Annotated in this window: 17 protein-coding genes; 14 read left to right on the forward strand and 3 right to left on the reverse strand. The window is 69.7% G+C overall.

The window, feature by feature from the left end; all coding sequences use genetic code 11:
* Nucleotides 1-273 precede the first annotated feature (273 nt).
* The 8 genes from pcaDC to OG709_RS30580 all read left to right on the forward strand — a co-directional run bounded on the left by pcaDC (nucleotide 274) and on the right by OG709_RS30580 (nucleotide 6,916).
* Nucleotides 274-1,557, forward strand: a complete 1,284-nt coding sequence (pcaDC, locus tag OG709_RS30545) for a bifunctional 3-oxoadipate enol-lactonase/4-carboxymuconolactone decarboxylase PcaDC (RefSeq protein ID WP_266646037.1) — start codon at nucleotides 274-276, stop codon at nucleotides 1,555-1,557.
* A 19-nt stretch (nucleotides 1,558-1,576) separates the two neighbouring features.
* Nucleotides 1,577-2,209 carry an MBL fold metallo-hydrolase gene (locus OG709_RS30550; protein ID WP_250306487.1) on the forward strand — a complete coding sequence of 211 codons (633 nt, stop codon included), beginning with the start codon at nucleotides 1,577-1,579 and terminating at the stop codon, nucleotides 2,207-2,209.
* Between the two features lie 30 nt (nucleotides 2,210-2,239).
* The gene (locus OG709_RS30555) at nucleotides 2,240-3,019 is read left to right on the forward strand and encodes an exodeoxyribonuclease III (RefSeq protein ID WP_250306477.1); all 780 of its coding nucleotides are present in this window, start codon (nucleotides 2,240-2,242) and stop codon (nucleotides 3,017-3,019) included.
* Between the two features lie 96 nt (nucleotides 3,020-3,115).
* Nucleotides 3,116-3,556: a DUF6278 family protein gene (locus OG709_RS30560; RefSeq protein WP_250306476.1), complete on the forward strand. Its 441-nt coding sequence runs from the start codon at nucleotides 3,116-3,118 to the stop codon at nucleotides 3,554-3,556.
* Between the two features lie 139 nt (nucleotides 3,557-3,695).
* On the forward strand, nucleotides 3,696-4,439 hold the full coding sequence (locus tag OG709_RS30565) for an amino acid ABC transporter ATP-binding protein (protein ID WP_250306475.1): 744 nt from the start codon (nucleotides 3,696-3,698) through the stop codon (nucleotides 4,437-4,439).
* 11 nt (nucleotides 4,440-4,450) lie between these two features.
* Nucleotides 4,451-5,359 carry a glutamate ABC transporter substrate-binding protein gene (locus OG709_RS30570; protein ID WP_326693704.1) on the forward strand — a complete coding sequence of 303 codons (909 nt, stop codon included), beginning with the start codon at nucleotides 4,451-4,453 and terminating at the stop codon, nucleotides 5,357-5,359.
* A gap of 16 nt (nucleotides 5,360-5,375) precedes the next feature.
* A complete protein-coding gene (locus OG709_RS30575; protein ID WP_250306473.1) occupies nucleotides 5,376-6,020 on the forward strand; it encodes an amino acid ABC transporter permease in 645 nt (214 codons plus the stop codon).
* Nucleotides 6,017-6,916, forward strand: coding sequence for an amino acid ABC transporter permease (locus OG709_RS30580; protein WP_250306472.1), 900 nt, complete (start codon nucleotides 6,017-6,019; stop codon nucleotides 6,914-6,916). Before OG709_RS30575 ends, OG709_RS30580 begins: the two co-directional genes overlap by 4 nt.
* Before the next feature lie 36 nt (nucleotides 6,917-6,952).
* On the opposite strand, the gene OG709_RS30585 is transcribed toward OG709_RS30580, so the two are convergent.
* Nucleotides 6,953-8,542: a CocE/NonD family hydrolase gene (locus tag OG709_RS30585; protein WP_329168444.1), complete on the reverse strand. Its 1,590-nt coding sequence runs from the start codon at nucleotides 8,540-8,542 to the stop codon at nucleotides 6,953-6,955.
* 218 nt (nucleotides 8,543-8,760) lie between these two features.
* Nucleotides 8,761-9,504 (reverse strand): hypothetical protein, encoded by a 744-nt coding sequence (locus OG709_RS30590; RefSeq protein WP_250306470.1) that lies wholly within the window; start codon nucleotides 9,502-9,504, stop codon nucleotides 8,761-8,763.
* A gap of 130 nt (nucleotides 9,505-9,634) precedes the next feature.
* Here OG709_RS30590 and ggt point away from each other — a divergent pair, with 130 nt between their 5' ends.
* Nucleotides 9,635-11,467, forward strand: a complete 1,833-nt coding sequence (ggt, locus tag OG709_RS30595; protein ID WP_250306469.1) for a gamma-glutamyltransferase — start codon at nucleotides 9,635-9,637, stop codon at nucleotides 11,465-11,467.
* 43 nt (nucleotides 11,468-11,510) lie between these two features.
* Here ggt and map read toward each other — a convergent pair whose 3' ends face one another.
* Nucleotides 11,511-12,278, reverse strand: a complete 768-nt coding sequence (gene map / locus OG709_RS30600; protein ID WP_250306468.1) for a type I methionyl aminopeptidase — start codon at nucleotides 12,276-12,278, stop codon at nucleotides 11,511-11,513.
* Nucleotides 12,279-12,319: 41 nt separating this feature from the next.
* On the opposite strand from map, the gene OG709_RS30605 reads away from it, so the two are divergent.
* The 5 genes from OG709_RS30605 to hydA all read left to right on the forward strand — a co-directional run bounded on the left by OG709_RS30605 (nucleotide 12,320) and on the right by hydA (nucleotide 16,941).
* Nucleotides 12,320-12,571 (forward strand): helix-turn-helix domain-containing protein, encoded by a 252-nt coding sequence (locus OG709_RS30605; protein ID WP_250306467.1) that lies wholly within the window; start codon nucleotides 12,320-12,322, stop codon nucleotides 12,569-12,571.
* Nucleotides 12,568-13,065, forward strand: coding sequence for an NUDIX hydrolase (locus tag OG709_RS30610; RefSeq protein ID WP_326693701.1), 498 nt, complete (start codon nucleotides 12,568-12,570; stop codon nucleotides 13,063-13,065). Before OG709_RS30605 ends, OG709_RS30610 begins: the two co-directional genes overlap by 4 nt.
* A gap of 304 nt (nucleotides 13,066-13,369) precedes the next feature.
* Nucleotides 13,370-14,212 carry a nitrilase-related carbon-nitrogen hydrolase gene (locus OG709_RS30615; protein ID WP_266646026.1) on the forward strand — a complete coding sequence of 281 codons (843 nt, stop codon included), beginning with the start codon at nucleotides 13,370-13,372 and terminating at the stop codon, nucleotides 14,210-14,212.
* Complete coding sequence (locus OG709_RS30620; protein ID WP_250306463.1) at nucleotides 14,209-15,489, forward strand: aspartate aminotransferase family protein; 1,281 nt, start codon at nucleotides 14,209-14,211, stop codon at nucleotides 15,487-15,489. Before OG709_RS30615 ends, OG709_RS30620 begins: the two co-directional genes overlap by 4 nt.
* Before the next feature lie 48 nt (nucleotides 15,490-15,537).
* The gene (gene hydA, locus OG709_RS30625) at nucleotides 15,538-16,941 is read left to right on the forward strand and encodes a dihydropyrimidinase (protein WP_250306462.1); all 1,404 of its coding nucleotides are present in this window, start codon (nucleotides 15,538-15,540) and stop codon (nucleotides 16,939-16,941) included.
* Nucleotides 16,942-16,954 lie beyond the last annotated feature (13 nt).

Consider the following 16,954-nt stretch of genomic DNA (forward strand, 5'->3'; position numbering starts at 1 on the left):
ATACCGGATCATGTCGCTCCTGGGGCTACGTCAGGTGCGTCTGTACGACGCCCGGGCGTCTTGCTTCACATACCGCGCCAACATGGGCGTGCCGGATCACCTGTTGGCTCGGTGGGCGGGGCACACGGACGTCCTGACCACCAAGAGGTGGTACGTCAAGCCGGGCGTGGAGGATCTTCGTGGAGCTGCCGCGGTGTGGGGTGGGCTGCACGGGTCCGGGGACGACATACCGCGCGGTCGTGAGCGATTGTGCGATATGAGAGCGTGAGGCGGATGAGTGAGACGACGCAGCAGACCCTCCAATACCGCTTTGACGGGCCAGAAGACGCCCCGGTCCTCGTGCTGGGCCCGTCCCTTGGTACCACATGGCACATGTGGGACCGGCAGACGCCCGAGCTGGCCCGCACCCGGCGCGTCCTGCGCTTCGACCTGCCCGGCCACGGCGGGGCACCCGCTCACGCGGTGCCCTCGGTCGAGGGGATCGCCGAGCGGCTGCTCGCCACGCTCGACGAGCTGGGCGTGCAGCGCTTCGGGTACGCGGGCTGTTCCATCGGCGGCGCGATCGGCATGGAACTGGCGCTGCGCCACCCGCAACGGGTGGCCTCGCTCGCGCTGGTGGCCGCGTCCCCCCGGTTCGGTACCGCCGACGAGTTCCGCCAGCGCGGGGTGATCGTACGTACCAACGGCCTGGACCCGATAGCGCGCAGCGCACCCGAGCGCTGGTTCACCCACGGCTTCGCGACGGCGCAGCCGGCCATCGTCGAGTGGGCCGTACAGATGGTCCGCACCACCGACCCCGGCTGCTACATCGCTGCCTGCGAGGCCCTCGCCGCCTTCGACATCCGCTCGGAACTCGGCCGCATCGGCGTTCCGACGCTCGTCGTGGTCGGCGCCGAGGACCGGGTGACCGGCCCCGCGGACGCCCGCACCCTGGTGGCCGGGATACCGGACGCCCGGCTCGCGCTGGTCCCGGCAGCCTCGCACCTGGCGCCGGTCGAGCAGCCCGCGGCGGTCACCGATCTGCTGGTGCGCCACTTCTCCACTGCGTGGCAGGACACCACCACGTCGACGGCGATCCCGGTACAGCCGCCCGCGCCGGCGCTGTCCGCCCCGGTGGCCCCGATCGCCGAGATCGCACCCGCCGTGCTCCAGCCGGCCGCCGTGCCCGCGGGCCGCCCCGATCCGTACGACGCGGGCGCGAAGGTCCGCCGGGAGGTTCTCGGTGACGCCCATGTGGACCGGGTGGAGGCCGCCGACGACGGGTTCAGCGGTGACTTCCAGGAGCTGATCACTCGCTACACCTGGGGCGAGATCTGGACCCGTGACGGGCTCGACCGCCGCACCCGCAGCGTGGTGACGCTGACCGCGCTGGTCGCCGGCGGTCACCACGACGAGCTGGCCGCCCACGTCCGCGCGGCCCTGCGGAACGGCCTCACGCCGGTGGAGATCAAGGAAGTACTGCTCCAGACCGCGGTCTACTGCGGCGTCCCCGCGGCGAACTCCGCCTTCAGGGTCGCCCGGTCCGTGATCCAACAGGAGACGACCCCCGAGTCGTAGCAGGATGGAAGACATGAGCATCAAGCTGACGAAGAAGACCCACGCCTGTATCCGCCTGGAGAAGGACGGGCAGACACTCGTCATCGACCCCGGAAGCTTCAGCGAGGAGGACGCGGCGCTCGGCGCCGACGCCGTTCTCATCACGCACGAGCACCCCGACCACTTCGACATGAACCGGCTGCGCGTGGCCATGGAGGCCAATCCGGCCGCCGCGATCTGGACCCTGCGCAGCGTCGCCGAGCAGCTGTCGGCGGGCTTCCCCGGCCGGGTCCACACCGTCGGCCACGGTGACACCTTCACGGCCGCGGGATTCGATGTCCAGGTGCACGGTGAACTGCACGCGGTGATCCACCCGGATCTGCCACGGATCACCAACGTCGGCTTCCTGGTGGAGAGTTCGGTCTTCCACCCGGGAGACGCGTTCACCGTTCCCGAGCAGCCCGTGGAGACGCTGATGCTCCCGGTGCACGCCCCGTGGAACAAGATCTCCGAGGTGATCGACTACGTACGCGAGGTCGCGCCGCAGCGCGCCATCGACATCCACGACGTACTGCTCAAGGATCTGGCCCGAGGGATGTACGACATGCACATCGCCAATCTCGGGGGCGCCGACCACTCCCGGCTGGCCCCGGGCGACACGACGGAACTGTGACTGTCGGTCCCACCCGCTAGGTTTGCTCACATGCGCATCGCCACCTGGAACGTCAATTCGATCACTGCCCGGCTCCCGAGGGTGCTGGCCTGGCTGGAGAACACCGGTACGGACGTGCTGTGCGTCCAGGAGACCAAGTGCTCAGCCGAGCAGTTCCCCGCCGACGAGCTGCGCGAGCTGGGCTACGAGTCCGCGGTCCACGCCACCGGCCGGTGGAACGGGGTGGCGCTGATCTCCCGGGTGGGGCTGGCCGACGTGACCACCGGGCTGCCCGGCGGTCCGGGGTACGAGGACACGCAGGAGCCGAGAGCGATCTCGGCGACCTGCGGCCCGGTCCGCGTCTGGTCGGTGTACGTGCCCAACGGGCGCGAGGTCGACCACGCGCACTACGCCTACAAGCTGGACTGGCTCGCCGCGTTGAAGGCGGCGGTCGCCGACGACGCGGCGGGGGAGCGGCCGTTCGCCGTCCTCGGCGACTTCAACGTGGCACCGGCCGACGAGGACGTCTGGGACCCGGCGGTCTTCGAGGGAGCCACCCATGTCACCCCGGCCGAGCGGGCCGCGCTCGGCGCGCTGCGCGAGGAAGGCCTGGCGGACGTGGTGCCGCGCCCCCTCAAGTACGACCACCCGTACACCTTCTGGGACTACCGGGCGCTCGCCTTCCCGAAGAACAGGGGCATGCGGATCGACCTGGTGTATGGCAACGTGCCCTTCGCCGGGGCCGTCAAGGACAGCTACGTCGACCGCGAGGAGCGCAAGGGCAAGGGGGCGTCCGACCACGCCCCGGTCGTGGTCGATCTCGACCTCTGACGACCTGGCGCGCGCGGGCGGGCACCGGGCCGTAAGGCGCGCGGGATCCCGCGCGCCTGTGGTGCGACCGTCCGGCTGAATGCGAGGGTGAACGGTGTGAATATCCCCTTCTTGGACCACTGGCGCAGGCGGCACGGCTCGGACTACGCGGAAACGCTCGCGACGGCCGTGCGCAACGACCCGGAGGGTGTGGGGGAGCTGCTGTCCGAGTGCGAGCTGTTGAGGGCCCGCGCAAGCCAGGCGGGGCTTCAACTCGACGACTCCGCGGCGTCGTTGGGTGCACTCGACCAGCTTCCGCCGCGCTGGCGCGACGATCCGGAAGAGCTGCCCTGGCTCGGCAACGACGCCGGGCTGTATCTCGGCACCGTCATCATCAGGACCGTTCCCGGGGCCGTCTGGGACGTCTGGCCCAGCGGCCAGCCCGTGGTCCGGCTGGCGTCGGGGCGCGAGATCAATGTGGTGGAGGCCGGACTCGACTGGGCGGTCGGCGGCGCTCCGGAACTTTCGCAGGTCTACGCGGAGGCCTCCGAGGCCTGACGCCCGATTTTCCGGATTTCGCAGTTTTTCAATACAAATACGGTTTATGGCCACTTAGAGCGTGTCGGGCGTGAAGTCCCTTATCGGGGTGGAAAGTTTGCGCTGACCTCGACACAGCTGAGAGTGGGCAGGACAGCGTATGGCCGTTGACCCGTTGATCGAGCTGAGTGGCGTCAACAAGTTCTACGGCGAGCTGCACGTACTCCAGGACATCAGCCTCACCGTCGGCCGCGGTGAAGTGGTCGTGGTCATCGGCCCCTCCGGCTCCGGCAAGTCGACGCTCTGCCGGACGATCAACCGGCTGGAGACGATCGAGTCCGGCAGTATCACCATCGACGGACAGCCGCTCCCCGAGGAGGGGAAGGGGCTCGCGCTGCTGCGCGCCGAAGTCGGCATGGTCTTCCAGTCGTTCAACCTGTTCGCGCACAAGACGGTGCTGGCCAATGTCTCGCTCGCCCAGCTCAAGGTCCGCAAGCGCAAGAAGGCGGAAGCCGACAGGCGCTCCCGTGAACTGCTGGCGAGGGTCGGGCTCGCCGCGCACGCGGACAAACTGCCCGCGCAGCTCTCGGGCGGGCAGCAGCAGCGCGTCGCCATCGCCCGCGCCCTGGCCATGGACCCCAAGGCCCTGCTCTTCGACGAGCCCACGTCGGCGCTCGACCCGGAGATGATCAACGAGGTGCTGGAGGTCATGCAACAGCTCGCGAGGGACGGCATGACGATGGTCGTGGTCACCCACGAGATGGGCTTCGCCCGCTCCGCGGCCAACCGGGTCGTCTTCATGGCGGACGGCCGCATCGTCGAGGACCGCACTCCGGAGGCGTTCTTCACGGCCCCCGAGAGCGACCGCGCGAAGGACTTCCTGTCCAAGATCCTCAAGCACTGACGGGGGGCCGCATGTCGCGTACGAGAACAGCCCTGACCGTGAGTCTGCTGCTGGCCGTCGTCGCCGCGGGCTGCGGCAAGAACGGCAGCCCGCCGGTGAAGGGCCCCCGGCCGGGCCAACTGCCGCACTACGCCGTCGACTCCGCCTTCCGGCTGCCGCAGTCCAGGACCTGGCGCAACGCGCACCACCGCGGCTACCTCGTCGTCGGCGCGAAGGAGGACCAGCCCTATCTGGGCGAGAAGGACCCCGCGACCGGGGTCTACTCAGGTTTCGACATCGAGATCGCCAAAATGATGGCCGCCTCGATCGGATTCGAACCAAAGACGATCCATTTCCGCACCATCGCGTCCGCCAACCGTGAGACCGCCCTGCAGAACGGTCAGATCGACTACTACGTCGGCACCTACACCATCAACGCGATGCGCAAGAAACTCGTCGGCTTCGCGGGGCCCTACTACCTGGCAGGGCAGGGCCTGCTGGTGCGCGCGGACGAGCACGGCATCAACGGCCCGCAGGACCTGGCGGGCAAGACCGTCTGCTCGGCGGCGGGTTCCACCCCGTACCAGCGCATCGCGGCCGACTACCCGAAGGCGAAGCTCGTCTCGTACGACACCTACTCGATCTGTGTCGACAATCTGCTGACCTACCAGGTCGACGCCGTCACCACCGATAACGCCATCCTGCTGGGCTTCGCGGCCAAGGCGCCCGACGAACTGAAGGTGGTGGGCAAGCCCTTCTCCAAGGAGCCGTACGGCATCGGTGTCCCGCGCGGCGACAACGCCCTGCGGTTCGCGCTCGACGACGCGCTGGCGGCCCGCGAGAAGAACGGTGACTGGAAGAAGGCGTTCGAGGCCACGCTCGGGCTGTCGGGCGCACCCGCGCCGACACCGCCGCCCATCGACCGCTACCCGGCGACCTGAGGGAGGACCGGCCACCATGAACGTGCTCACCAGCAACTTCTCGCTCTACGGCAAAGGCTTCCTCGGCACCCTCGAACTCACCGTCTACGCCTCGGCGCTGGCCCTGGTCCTCGGCTTCCTGATGGCCTCCTGCCGGGTGGCGCCCGTCGGGTCCCTACGGGCGCTCGGCACGGTCTGGGTGACCGTGCTCCGCAACACCCCGCTCACCCTGCTCTTCTTCGCGGTGCTGCTCGGACTGCCACGGTTCGGCCTGGTCCTGCCGTTCCAGCTCTTCGCCGTCCTCGCCCTCGGCTGCTACACCTCCGCCTTCATCTGCGAGGTGCTGCGCTCGGGCATCAACACCGTTCCCACCGGACAGGGCGAGGCGGCCCGCAGCCTCGGCATGACGTTCGGCCAGACGCTGACCACCGTGGTCCTGCCGCAGGCCTTCCGCTCGGTGATCCCGCCGGTCGGCTCGACGCTCATCGCGCTCGCCAAGAACTCCGCCATCGCCGGGGCGTTCAGTGTCACCGAACTGCTCGGGACCTACAAGACGCTCAACGAACTGGGCTACAGCATCGTCTGGTCCTTCGTCTGGATCGCCGTCGGCTACCTGATCATCACCCTCTCGATCAGCGCGCTCTTCCACCTGCTGGAGAGGCACTGGGGGGTAGCCCGATGACCAGGGCCACGCACTCCGCCACCGCGCACTCCGCCACCGCGCAGCCCGCCACGGCGCTCTACGACATCCCGGGACCGCTCACCCGCAAGCGCCACTTCGTCTACGGGGTCGTGTCGACCGCGCTGATCCTCGCCCTCATCGGCTGGGTCGTTTACCTGCTCCTCGACACCGGCCAGTTCGCCGCCCAGAAGTGGACGCCCTTCGAGTACAAGGGCATCCAGGAACTTCTGCTGCGCGGCCTCGGCAACACCCTCAAGGCGTTCGGCTACGCCGCGGTGCTCTCGCTGGCCCTGGGGGTGGTGCTGGCCGTCGGACGGCTCTCCGTGCACCGGCCGGTGCGCTGGACCGCCACCCTGCTTGTCGAGTTCTTCCGCGCCATGCCGGTCCTGGTGATGATCTTCTTCATCTTCGTGGCGCTGAAGGTGCAGCCGCTGCCGGCCCTGGTGTCCGGGCTGGCGCTCTACAACGGCTCGGTGCTCGCCGAGGTTTTCCGTACGGGCGTGAACAATGTGGAGCGCGGGCAACGGGAGGCCGCGTACGCCCTCGGGATGCGCAAGACGCAGGTCATGACGCACGTCCTGGTGCCCCAGGCCGTACGCGCGATGCTGCCGACCATCATCAGCCAGCTGGTTGTCGCGCTCAAGGACACCTCGCTCGGCTATCTGATCACCTATGAGGAGTTCCTCCATGCAGGCAAGCTCATCGCGTCGAATCTCGACTACGATTTGCCGTTCATCCCCGTGGTGATGGTGATCTCTCCGATCTACATCGGGATGTGCATGCTGCTCTCCTGGTTCGCCACCTGGCTGTCCAGAAGGCAGAAGCGCAATCCCAAGACCGAGGCCGTGGAAACGGGCCCGGCCGAACCAGGGACGCTGCTGCCGGGTGGGCAGTAGCTCGTAGGGCCATGCCCGCCCGGCAGCAGCCGGTGATCACTTCTCGCGCAGCGGGACCGACAGATACGACGGGTCGGACTCGGGTGAGGAGAAGGTCAGCTGCGCGCCGGTCGGGTTGTGCTCGATGTACAGCGGGTCGACAGTGTCGGTCACCAGGGCCAAGTGGTGGCCCGCCGGCACGTCGTACGCCGTGGAGAACAGTTCCAGGTTCACGGGGAACGGCCTGCCCGGCGTCTCCCCGTGGAAGGTGTACGGCGCATTGCTGACCAGCTTGCCGAGGCCGAGCGGACCCACGTCGTAGAGGTACGCGACGAGGGTGCCGCTCTCCTTGGTGCTGGTGAGCGTGGTGTGCAGGGTGGCCGTCCCGCGGATGCGCCGTTCGGTGGCGTAGCGGCCGGACTCCCAGACCCCGGCGAACGCGCGCGGGAGCAGCGGGACCGACACCATGGGCGGGATCCTGGCGATCTGGTCGAGGGTGTTCGAGAGCATCGCGATACCGCCGTCCGCGCCCGAGTCGACTCCGGTGAGGACCTTCTTCGTGCCGTCGAGCGACAACCGCTCCTTGCTGTTCGGTACGGCGGCCCAGCTCGGGTAGCCCTCGTAGCCGTCGTCGGAACGGGACTTGAGCTGGACCGGCTGCTCGTGCTCGATGCCGTTGTCGTCGCCCTTGAGGTAGTGGTCGAACCAGCGGTGGGCACTGGTCCAGGTGTCGTTGGGCAGGCCGAGCAGACCGGTGCCCTCGGCGGTCGCGTGGTCGCCGGGGCGCAGTTCGAGACGCTTGGGACCGGTCAGCTCGTCGAAGAACTTCGCGTAGCTGTTGGGCGGGAAGATCGTGTCGCCCCAGGCGTTGCCCAGCATGACGGCTGCGCCGTTCTTGTTGATGTCGTCGAGGTAGGTGGCGGGCGAGCGCTTCCTGCCCCAGTCGATCATGTCCTGTTCCCTGGCCAGGTTCGAACCGAGGAAGTCGGTGAGGGTCTGCCGGAGTTCAGCTCCGGGGCGGCCGGTGACCTCGCCGAGACCGCCGAGCAGTGCGGCGGCCTGCAGGTGCTGGGTACGGCCGCTGTAGATGGAGTCGATGAGGTCGGCCCAGCCGCTCATCGCCACCACTGCCTTGATGCGCTTGTCGTGCCCTGCGGCGAGCAGGCTGATGCCCGCGCCGTAGGAGACCCCGCCCATGCCGATCTCGGCCGGGTCGGCCGCGGTGTTCGCCAGTGCCCAGTCGATGACGGAGGAGACGTCCGCGATGTCGGGCGGACCGCCCACTTCGATGGACCCACCGGAGGCCCAGAAGCCGCGCGAGGTGTAACTGACCACCACGTAACCGGAGTCGGCCAGCTTCTCGGCCTGGGCCGCGTACTCGATCTGCGGCATCGCCCAGCTGGTGGGCAGCACGATCAGCGGATACCTCGCCGCGCCGTGTGCGGTGGCGCCCGCCGGGGCGAAGACATTGCCCTTGAGCGTGATGCCGCCGGAGCCGGGGATGTCGTGGAACGTCAGGCTCGGAGCAGCCGCGGCGGACGGTGCCGCGGGGGCCGCTCCGGCCGTGGGCGCCAGGCCGAATGCCGCTCCCGCGAACAGTGCCGCTGCGGTGACCACGGTGGCCGTTGACCTGCGGGGGTGTCCCATGAATCGCTCCTCGCTCGCGCCGGTGCAGAGTGGGGAGACGGTATCCGCAAGGGCTTACCTCTGGTAACCGATCGGTAAGTTACGTGCCAGTAACGATTGTTGGACATGCTGTCAATGGCTCCCCCTGTTCCCTCTCCCTGTTTCCTCTGTCGGCGGCCTTGTCGACGAACGTGCCGACACCGCGGCGGTACGGGAACACGTACCCGGCAGCGTCCCCGTCACCGGTCCGCGCGATGAGAGTTACGGGGCGCCGGAACCGGAGTCTGCGCCTCGCGCGTGACGTCCGCGATCAGCTCGACCACATCCGGGCCGTACGCCTGCGAGTTGACGACCTTCAGCAGCAGACAGAACGACTTGTCGCCGTACTTGCGCGCCAGCTTCTCGTGGTTGCGGGACAGATAGCGCGACGCCGCCTGATTGGTGATGGACTGCTGTCCGCAGAAGAGGAAGACCGGCCGGGCTCCGGGGCGCGTGGTGAGGCGCGCCAGGACGACGTGCGCGAGCTTGCCGCTCTCCAGCCGGTAGCGCTCGCTGCCGATCTGGAAAGCGGTGCGGTCGGGGCCGGGCTCCACATCGGTGTTGACGGCGACCCCCGGGAGCAGCGACTGGAGATGGGCGGCCATCCGGCGGTTGGACGCGGGCCCGCCGACGCAGAACTCGGTCCGCTCGCCGATGCCCTGCTGGGCCGTGTCGGCCGCGATGATCCGGGCGTGCGCGCCGCAGTCCTTGATCAGGGCGGAGAGTTCGAGGAGCGCGAACACGTCGTTGCGGGCCACCGCCCCGTCGCCGCCCGCCTCGCGGTTGACGACCAGCACGCACTCGGAATTCCCGGGCAGCCCGAAGAACGTCTGCTTCCTGCGCAGCCCGCGCCGCCACAGATACGTACGGGCCAGCCAGCCGAGCACCGCGCTGACGCCGGCGGCTATCACGCCGAGCAGGATGTTGCGTAGGTCGTCGTTCACTGCGTCCACCTCGGTGACTCGGTCCTCGCCGGACAACTCTGTGCGGGCGGCATGCTATCGACGTGTTCATGACGGTGCGGCGCCGGTCGGGCTACGCTGCGCCCTACATTTCTCCCTCTGGAGGTCATGGATGCTTCCCCAGGCTCTTCGAGCACGGCGACACCCCTCCCGCGCGGCTCGGAAGCTCTCGTATCTGGCGGTCGCCGCAGTCGTGCTGTCGGTGGGCGCGACCGTTCCGCCCTCCGCCCACAGCTCGCCACCGGGGAAGGCGCCGGTAGCGGTGGGGTACGGGGGAGCGGTGTCGAGTGTCGACCAGGACGCGTCGGCCGCCGGTATCGAGGTGCTCCGGCACGGCGGCAACGCGGTGGACGCGGCGGTGGCCACGGCCGCCGCGCTCGGCGTCACCGAGCCGTACTCCTCGGGCATCGGCGGTGGCGGCTACTTCGTCTACTACGACGCCAAGTCCCGTCAGGTGCACACCATCGACGGCCGGGAGACCGCGCCCCGCACCGCCGACTCCTCGCTCTTCCTGGAGAACGGCAAGCCGCTGGCCTTCGCCGACGCGGTGACCAGCGGGCTGAGCGTGGGGACGCCGGGAACGGCCGCCACCTGGGACTCCGCCCTGCGCTCCTGGGGCAGCAAGCCGCTCAAGGAGGTACTGCGGCCGGCCGAACGGATCGCCACGGACGGGTTCACCGTCGACGCGACCTTCCGCGGCCAGACCCAGGACAACCAGGACCGCTTCGCCGACTTCCCCGCGACGGCGGAACTCTTCCTGCCGGGCGGCCGGCCGCCGGCCGTGGGCTCCACCCTGAAGAACCCCGACCTGGCGCGTACGTACGAGGAGTTGGGCCGCAAGGGGGTCGGCGAGCTGTACCGCGGCAGCCTGGGCGAGGACATCGTCCGTACCGTCCGCAAGCCGGACCTCGCCCCCGGATCGACGCGCAACGCGCGCCCCGGAGACCTGACGGCGAAGGACCTGCGCGCGTACGAACCGCTGCACCGCGCGCCGACGAAGGTCTCCTACCGCGGCCTCGACGTGTACGGCATGGCGCCGTCCTCCTCCGGGGGCACCAGCGTCGGTGAGGCGCTCAACATCCTTGAGCGCACCGACCTGTCGAAGGCGTCGGAGGTGCAGTACCTGCACCACTACATCGAGGCGAGCCGGATCGCGTTCGCCGACCGGGGGCGCTGGGTCGGCGACCCGGCCTTCGAATCCGTACCGACGAAGGACCTGCTCTCCCAGCGGTTCGCGGACTCGCGGGCCTGCCTCATCAAGGACGACGCGGTGCTCACCAGTCCGCTCGCACCGGGCGACCCCCGGCACCCGGAGGACTGCGGGACGAGCGGCAAGGCGGCCCCCACCACCTACGAGGGTGAGAACACCACCCATCTGACGGTGGCCGACAAGTGGGGGAACGTCGTCGCCTACACCCTCACGATCGAGCAGACGGGCGGCAGTGCGATGACCGTCCCCGGCCGCGGCTTCCTGCTCAACAACGAGCTGACGGACTTCTCGTTCGCCCCGGCGAGTCCGGCGGTCCACGACCCGAACCTCCCCGGTCCGGGCAAGCGCCCGCGCTCCTCGATCTCCCCGACGATCGTCCTCGATGCCGGGAAGCCGGTCCTGGCGGTCGGCTCCCCGGGTGGCGCGACCATCATCACCACGGTCCTGCAGACCCTCCTCGGGCATCTCGACCGGGGGCTCCCGCTGGTGGACGCGATCGCCGCACCGCGCGCCAGCCAGCGCAACGCCGCGACCACCGAACTCGAACCGGCTCTGTACAACAGCCCGTTGAGGAGCCGGCTGGAGGCGCTGGGGCACTCGTTCACGCTGAACCCGGAGATCGGCGCGGCCACGGGAGTGCAGCGGCTGCCGGACGGCCGCTGGCTGGCAGCCGCCGAGCCGGTACGCCGGGGCGGTGGCTCGGCCATGGTGGTCCGGCCCAGCGGCAGGCCCTGACCAGGCATCCGTGACCTGCCCGCCCGGACAGCGGGCGGGCAGGTCAGAGCGCGGTGAGGATGCGCGGGCCCGCGGAGGTGATGGCGACGGTGTGCTCGACGTGCGCCGCGCGGCTGCCGTCCAGGGTGCGCAGGGTCCAGCCGTCACGGTCCGTGTAGTAGCCGTCCTCACCGCCGGCGATCAGCATCGGTTCGATCGCCAGGACCATGCCGTGGCGCAGCGCCACACCGCGGCCCGGCCGGCCCTCGTTGGGGACCCCCGGGTCCTCGTGCATGGACCGGCCGACGCCGTGGCCGCCGAAGCCGTCCAGGATGCCGTATCCCGCGCCGCGGCAGACGCTCCCGACCGCGTGGGCGATGTCACCGATGCGGTTGCCGACGACCGCGGCTGCGATGCCCGCGGCCAGGGCCTGTTCGGCCGTTTCGATGAGGCGTACGTCGTCGGGGCGGGCCCGGCCGACCGTGAAGCTGATGGCCGAGTCGCCGACCCAGCCGTCCAGGATGGCGCCGAAGTCCGCGCTGACGAGGTCGCCGTCGCGGAGCCGGTAGTCGTCCGGGACGCCGTGTACGACGGCGTCGTTGACGGACATGCAGAGGACGGCCGGGAACGGGGCGGACGCGAAGCCCGGCTGGTAGCCGAGGAACGGTGAACCCGCTCCGGCCTCGCGCAGCACGGCGTGCGCGGTCGCGTCGAGTGCACGGAGGGTGACCCCGACGCCCGCGGCGGCGCGGACCGCCGCCAGTGCGCGGGCGACGACGCGGCCCGCCTCCCGCATCGCCTCGAGGGACTGGTCTGTCTTGATATTGATCATGCCAATTACTATACCGGCCCGAGCGGTATTAGAATGACGGCATGGTCCGTACCCCTCTCACCCCCGAAGAGCACGCACGCGGCGAACGGCTCGGCCGTCTGCTCCGCGACGCGCGCGGCACGCGCACCATGACCGAGATCGCCCTCGGCGCGGGCATCTCCGCCGAGACGCTCAGGAAGATCGAGACGGGCCGCGCCCCGACCCCGGCCTTCTTCACGGTCTCCGCGCTGGCCGCGGTGCTCGGACTGTCCATGGACGAGATCGCCGCGAGCTGCGTACTGGTGCCCGTGTGACCGGCGTACCCGTGATCCGCACGCCGCGCCGGGCGGCCCGGGTGGCGGTGCTGGATCCTGCGGGTGCGGTCCTGATGCTGCGCTACGACAACGAAGAGGTCGGCGTGCACTGGGCGTTGCCGGGCGGTGGCCTCGAACCCGGCGAGAGTTTTCTGGCGGGGGCCCGGCGGGAGGTGCGCGAGGAGACCGGGTGGGGTGATGTCGAACCCGGCGCGCTGCTCTGTACCTGGGAGCACGACTTCACCCGGGCCGGCGTGCCCGTGCGGCAGTTCGAGCACATCCATCTCGCCCGGGGGCCGCGCCGGGACCTGGCGGGGGACCTGGTCGAGGCGCATGCGGCGGACGGCATCCTCGGCCGGCGCTGGTGGAGCCCGGACGAGCTGGCCGGGGCGCCGGAAGCGCTCTGGCCGCCCCGGCTGCCCGCGCTGCTCGCCTCGTACGCGCCGGGAGCCGACCCCGTCCACCTCGGGTACGTGGCGAATCCGCCCCGGTGAGTGCGCCGGACTGACCGTGCCTCGGCGGAGGGCGGTCCCCACCTGCTGGTTTCTCGCCTCCCGGCCGCCGCCGTGAACATCGCGGCGCCCTTGGGGGCGCTTTCGTGTGCGTACTGCGGCCGATCCGGCTCGCAATTCGACCGCCGGGCCGGGCTGAAGTGATCGCCGCGCGGCGAAACGTGATCGACTCGGCCGGTTAACGGCGATGGTCTTGCCCCAGTCTGTGACGGGGCTTACGTTCTCCTCCTACGCAACCCGTCTACGTGCGTAGAACGTTCGTGGCGCCCTGTTGAAGGAGCTGCTCATGTCCCATGCCGTACGCGCCGCACTGGTCCAGGCCACCTGGACGGGCGACACCGAATCCATGATCGCCAAGCACGAGGAACACGCCCGCGAGGCGGCCCGGCAGGGCGCGAAGATCATCGGGTTCCAGGAGGTGTTCAACGCCCCGTACTTCTGCCAGGTGCAGGAGCCCGAGCACTACCGCTGGGCGGAGGCGGTGCCGGAGGGGCCGACGGTCCGCCGGATGCAGGATCTCGCCCGCGAGACCGGCATGGTGATCGTCGTCCCGGTCTTCGAGCGTGAGCAGTCCGGCTTCTACTTCAACACCGCGGCCGTCATCGACGCCGACGGCTCGTACCTCGGCAAGTACCGCAAGCACCACATCCCCCAGGTCAAGGGCTTCTGGGAGAAGTACTACTTCAAACCGGGGAACCTGGGCTGGCCGGTGTTCGACACCGCCGTCGGCAAGGTCGGCGTGTACATCTGCTACGACCGCCACTTCCCGGAGGGCTGGCGCCAACTCGGCCTGAACGGTGCCCAGATCGTCTACAACCCCTCTGCCACCTCGCGCGGCCTCTCCGCCCACCTCTGGCAGCTGGAGCAGCCCGCGTCCGCCGTCGCCAACGAGTACTTCGTCGCAGCCATCAACCGGGTCGGCCGGGAGGAGTACGGCGACGACGACTTCTACGGCACCAGTTACTTCGTCGACCCGCGCGGCCGGTTCGTCGGGGACGTCGCCAGTGACAAGGAGGAGGAACTCCTCGTCCGCGACCTCGACCTGGACCTGATCGACGAAGTGCGGCAGCAGTGGGCGTTCTACCGGGACCGCCGCCCCGACGCGTACGAAGGGCTGGTGCAGCCGTGACAGATCTGTACAGCCGCCACCTGGCCGTCCTTCCCGACTGGCTGGCGACCTACTACCGGCAGCCGATAGAGATCACGCACGGGGAGGGCCGGCACGTCTGGGACGCGGCGGGCAACCGCTATCTCGACTTCTTCGGCGGCATCCTCACCACCATGACAGCGCACGCCCTGCCCGAGGTCACCAAGGCGGTCAGTGAACAGGCGGGCCGGATCGTCCACTCCTCGACGCTCTACCTCAACCGCCCGATGGTGGAGCTCGCCGAGCGGGTCGCGGCGCTGTCCGGGATCCCGGACGCCCGCGTCTTCTTCACCACCTCGGGCACCGAGGCCAACGACACGGCCCTGCTGCTGGCCACGGCGTACCGCAGGTCCCACCAGATCCTCGCGATGCGCAACAGCTACCACGGCCGTTCCTTCTCGGCCGTCGGCATCACCGGCAACCGGAGCTGGTCCCCGACCGGCCTCTCCCCGCTCCAGACGCTGTACGTGCACGGCGGGGTCCGTGGCCGGGGCCCGTACGCGGCGTTCACCGACGCCCAGTTCATCGAGGCGTGCGTCGCCGACCTGGAGGACCTGATCGGGCACACCCACGACGTGGCGGCGCTGATCGCCGAACCGATCCAGGGCGTCGGCGGTTTCACCGCCCCGCCGGACGGGCTCTTCGCCGCGTTCCGTGACGTGCTCGACCGGCACGGCATCCTGTGGATCAGCGACGAGGTACAGACCGGCTGGGGGCGCACCGGCGACCACTTCTGGGGCTGGCAGGCACACGCGGAGAACGGCCCGCCGGACATCCTCACCTTCGCCAAGGGCATCGGCAACGGCATGTCCATCGGCGGGGTCGTCGCCCGCGCCGACGTCATGAACTGCCTCGACGCCAACTCCATCTCGACGTTCGGCGGCTCCCCGGTCACCATGGCGGCGGGCCTCGCCAACCTCACGTACCTCCTGGAACACGACCTCCAGGGGAACGCCCGCCGGGTCGGCGGCCTCCTGCTGGAGCGGCTGCGAGCCGTCGGCGCCCGGTCACCGCTCGTCCGGGAAGTCCGCGGCCGGGGACTGATGATCGGCATCGAATTGGTGAAGCCCGGCACGGACGAGGCGAACCCGGAGGCGGCAGCGGCCGTGCTGGAGGCAGCGCGTGAAGGCGGACTGCTGATCGGCAAGGGCGGCGGCCACGACACGAGCGTGCTGCGCATCGCGCCCCCGCTCTCGCTCAACGTCGCGGAGGCGGAAGCGGGCGCCTCCATCCTCGAACAGGCACTGAACGCGGGTTGACCGGGGGGCCGGAAGCTCACAAGCGGACCAGAGAGGGAACCCACCACCATGAGTACCCGCACCTTGATCCGCGGCGGTCTCGTCATCACCGCCGCGGAGGAGACCCACGCCGATGTCCTCATCGAGGACGGCCGCATCGCCGCACTCGCCGCGCACGGCAGCACCGCGTCGGAGGGCTGGACCGCCGACCGTACGATCGACGCCACCGGCAAGTACGTGCTGCCCGGCGGGGTCGACGCCCATACGCACATGGAGATGCCCTTCGGCGGCACCTTCGCGGCGGACACCTTCGAGACCGGTACCCGGGCCGCCGCCTGGGGCGGCACCACCACCATCGTCGACTTCGCCATCCAGTCGGTCGGCGGCTCGCTGCGCGAAGGGCTCGACGCCTGGTACGCGAAGGCCGACGGCCGGTGCGCCGTGGACTACGGGTTCCACATGATCATGTCCGACGTGAACCCCTCCACGCTGAAGGAGATGGACCTCCTGGTGGGGGAGGGGGTGACCTCCTTCAAGCTGTTCATGGCCTACCCCGGGGTGTTCTACAGCGACGACGGACAGATCCTGCGGGCGATGCAGCGGGCCGGGTCCAACGGCGGGCTGATCATGATGCACGCCGAGAACGGCATCGCGATCGACGTGCTCGTGGAGCAGGCGCTGGCCGAGGGCCGTACCGACCCGCGCTACCACGGCGAGGTGCGCAAGGCCCTGCTGGAGGCCGAGGCCACCCACCGCGCGATCAAACTCGCCCAGGTGGCCGGGGCCCCGCTGTACGTGGTGCACGTCTCGGCCGACGAGGCGCTCGCCGAGCTGACGAGGGCCCGCACCCAGGGGCTCGACGTCTTCGGCGAGACCTGCCCGCAGTACCTCTTCCTCTCCACGGACAACCTCGCCGAACCGGACTTCGAGGGCGCCAAGTACGTCTGCTCCACGCCCCTGCGGCCACGGGAGCACCAGGAATCACTCTGGCGCGGACTGCGCAGGAACGACCTCCAGGTCGTCTCCACCGACCACTGCCCCTTCTGCTTCACCGGGCAGAAGGAACGGGGACGCGGCGACTTCTCGAAGATCCCCAACGGGATGCCCGGCGTGGAGAACCGGATGGACCTGCTCCACCAGGCAGTCGTCGACGGCCACCTCTCCCGCCGCCGCTGGATCGAGATCGCCTGCGCCGGCCCGGCCCGGATGTTCGGCCTCTACCCGAAGAAGGGCACGATCGCCCCGGGCGCCGACGCCGATGTCGTCGTCTACGACCCGCATGCCGAGCAGATCATGTCCGCCGAGACGCACCACATGAACGTGGACTACTCGGCCTACGAGGGCAAGCGCGTGACGGGGCGGGTCGAAACCGTGCTGTCCCGCGGGGTCCCGGTGATCGACCGTCGTGCGTACGTGGGGAAGCCCGGACACGGGGTCTACCTGCCGCGGGGACTCTGCCAGTACACCAACTGAAGGCGTCATGGCG

It is taken from the genome of Streptomyces sp. NBC_01267 (assembly GCF_036241575.1).
Classification (GTDB): Bacteria; Actinomycetota; Actinomycetes; order Streptomycetales; family Streptomycetaceae; genus Streptomyces.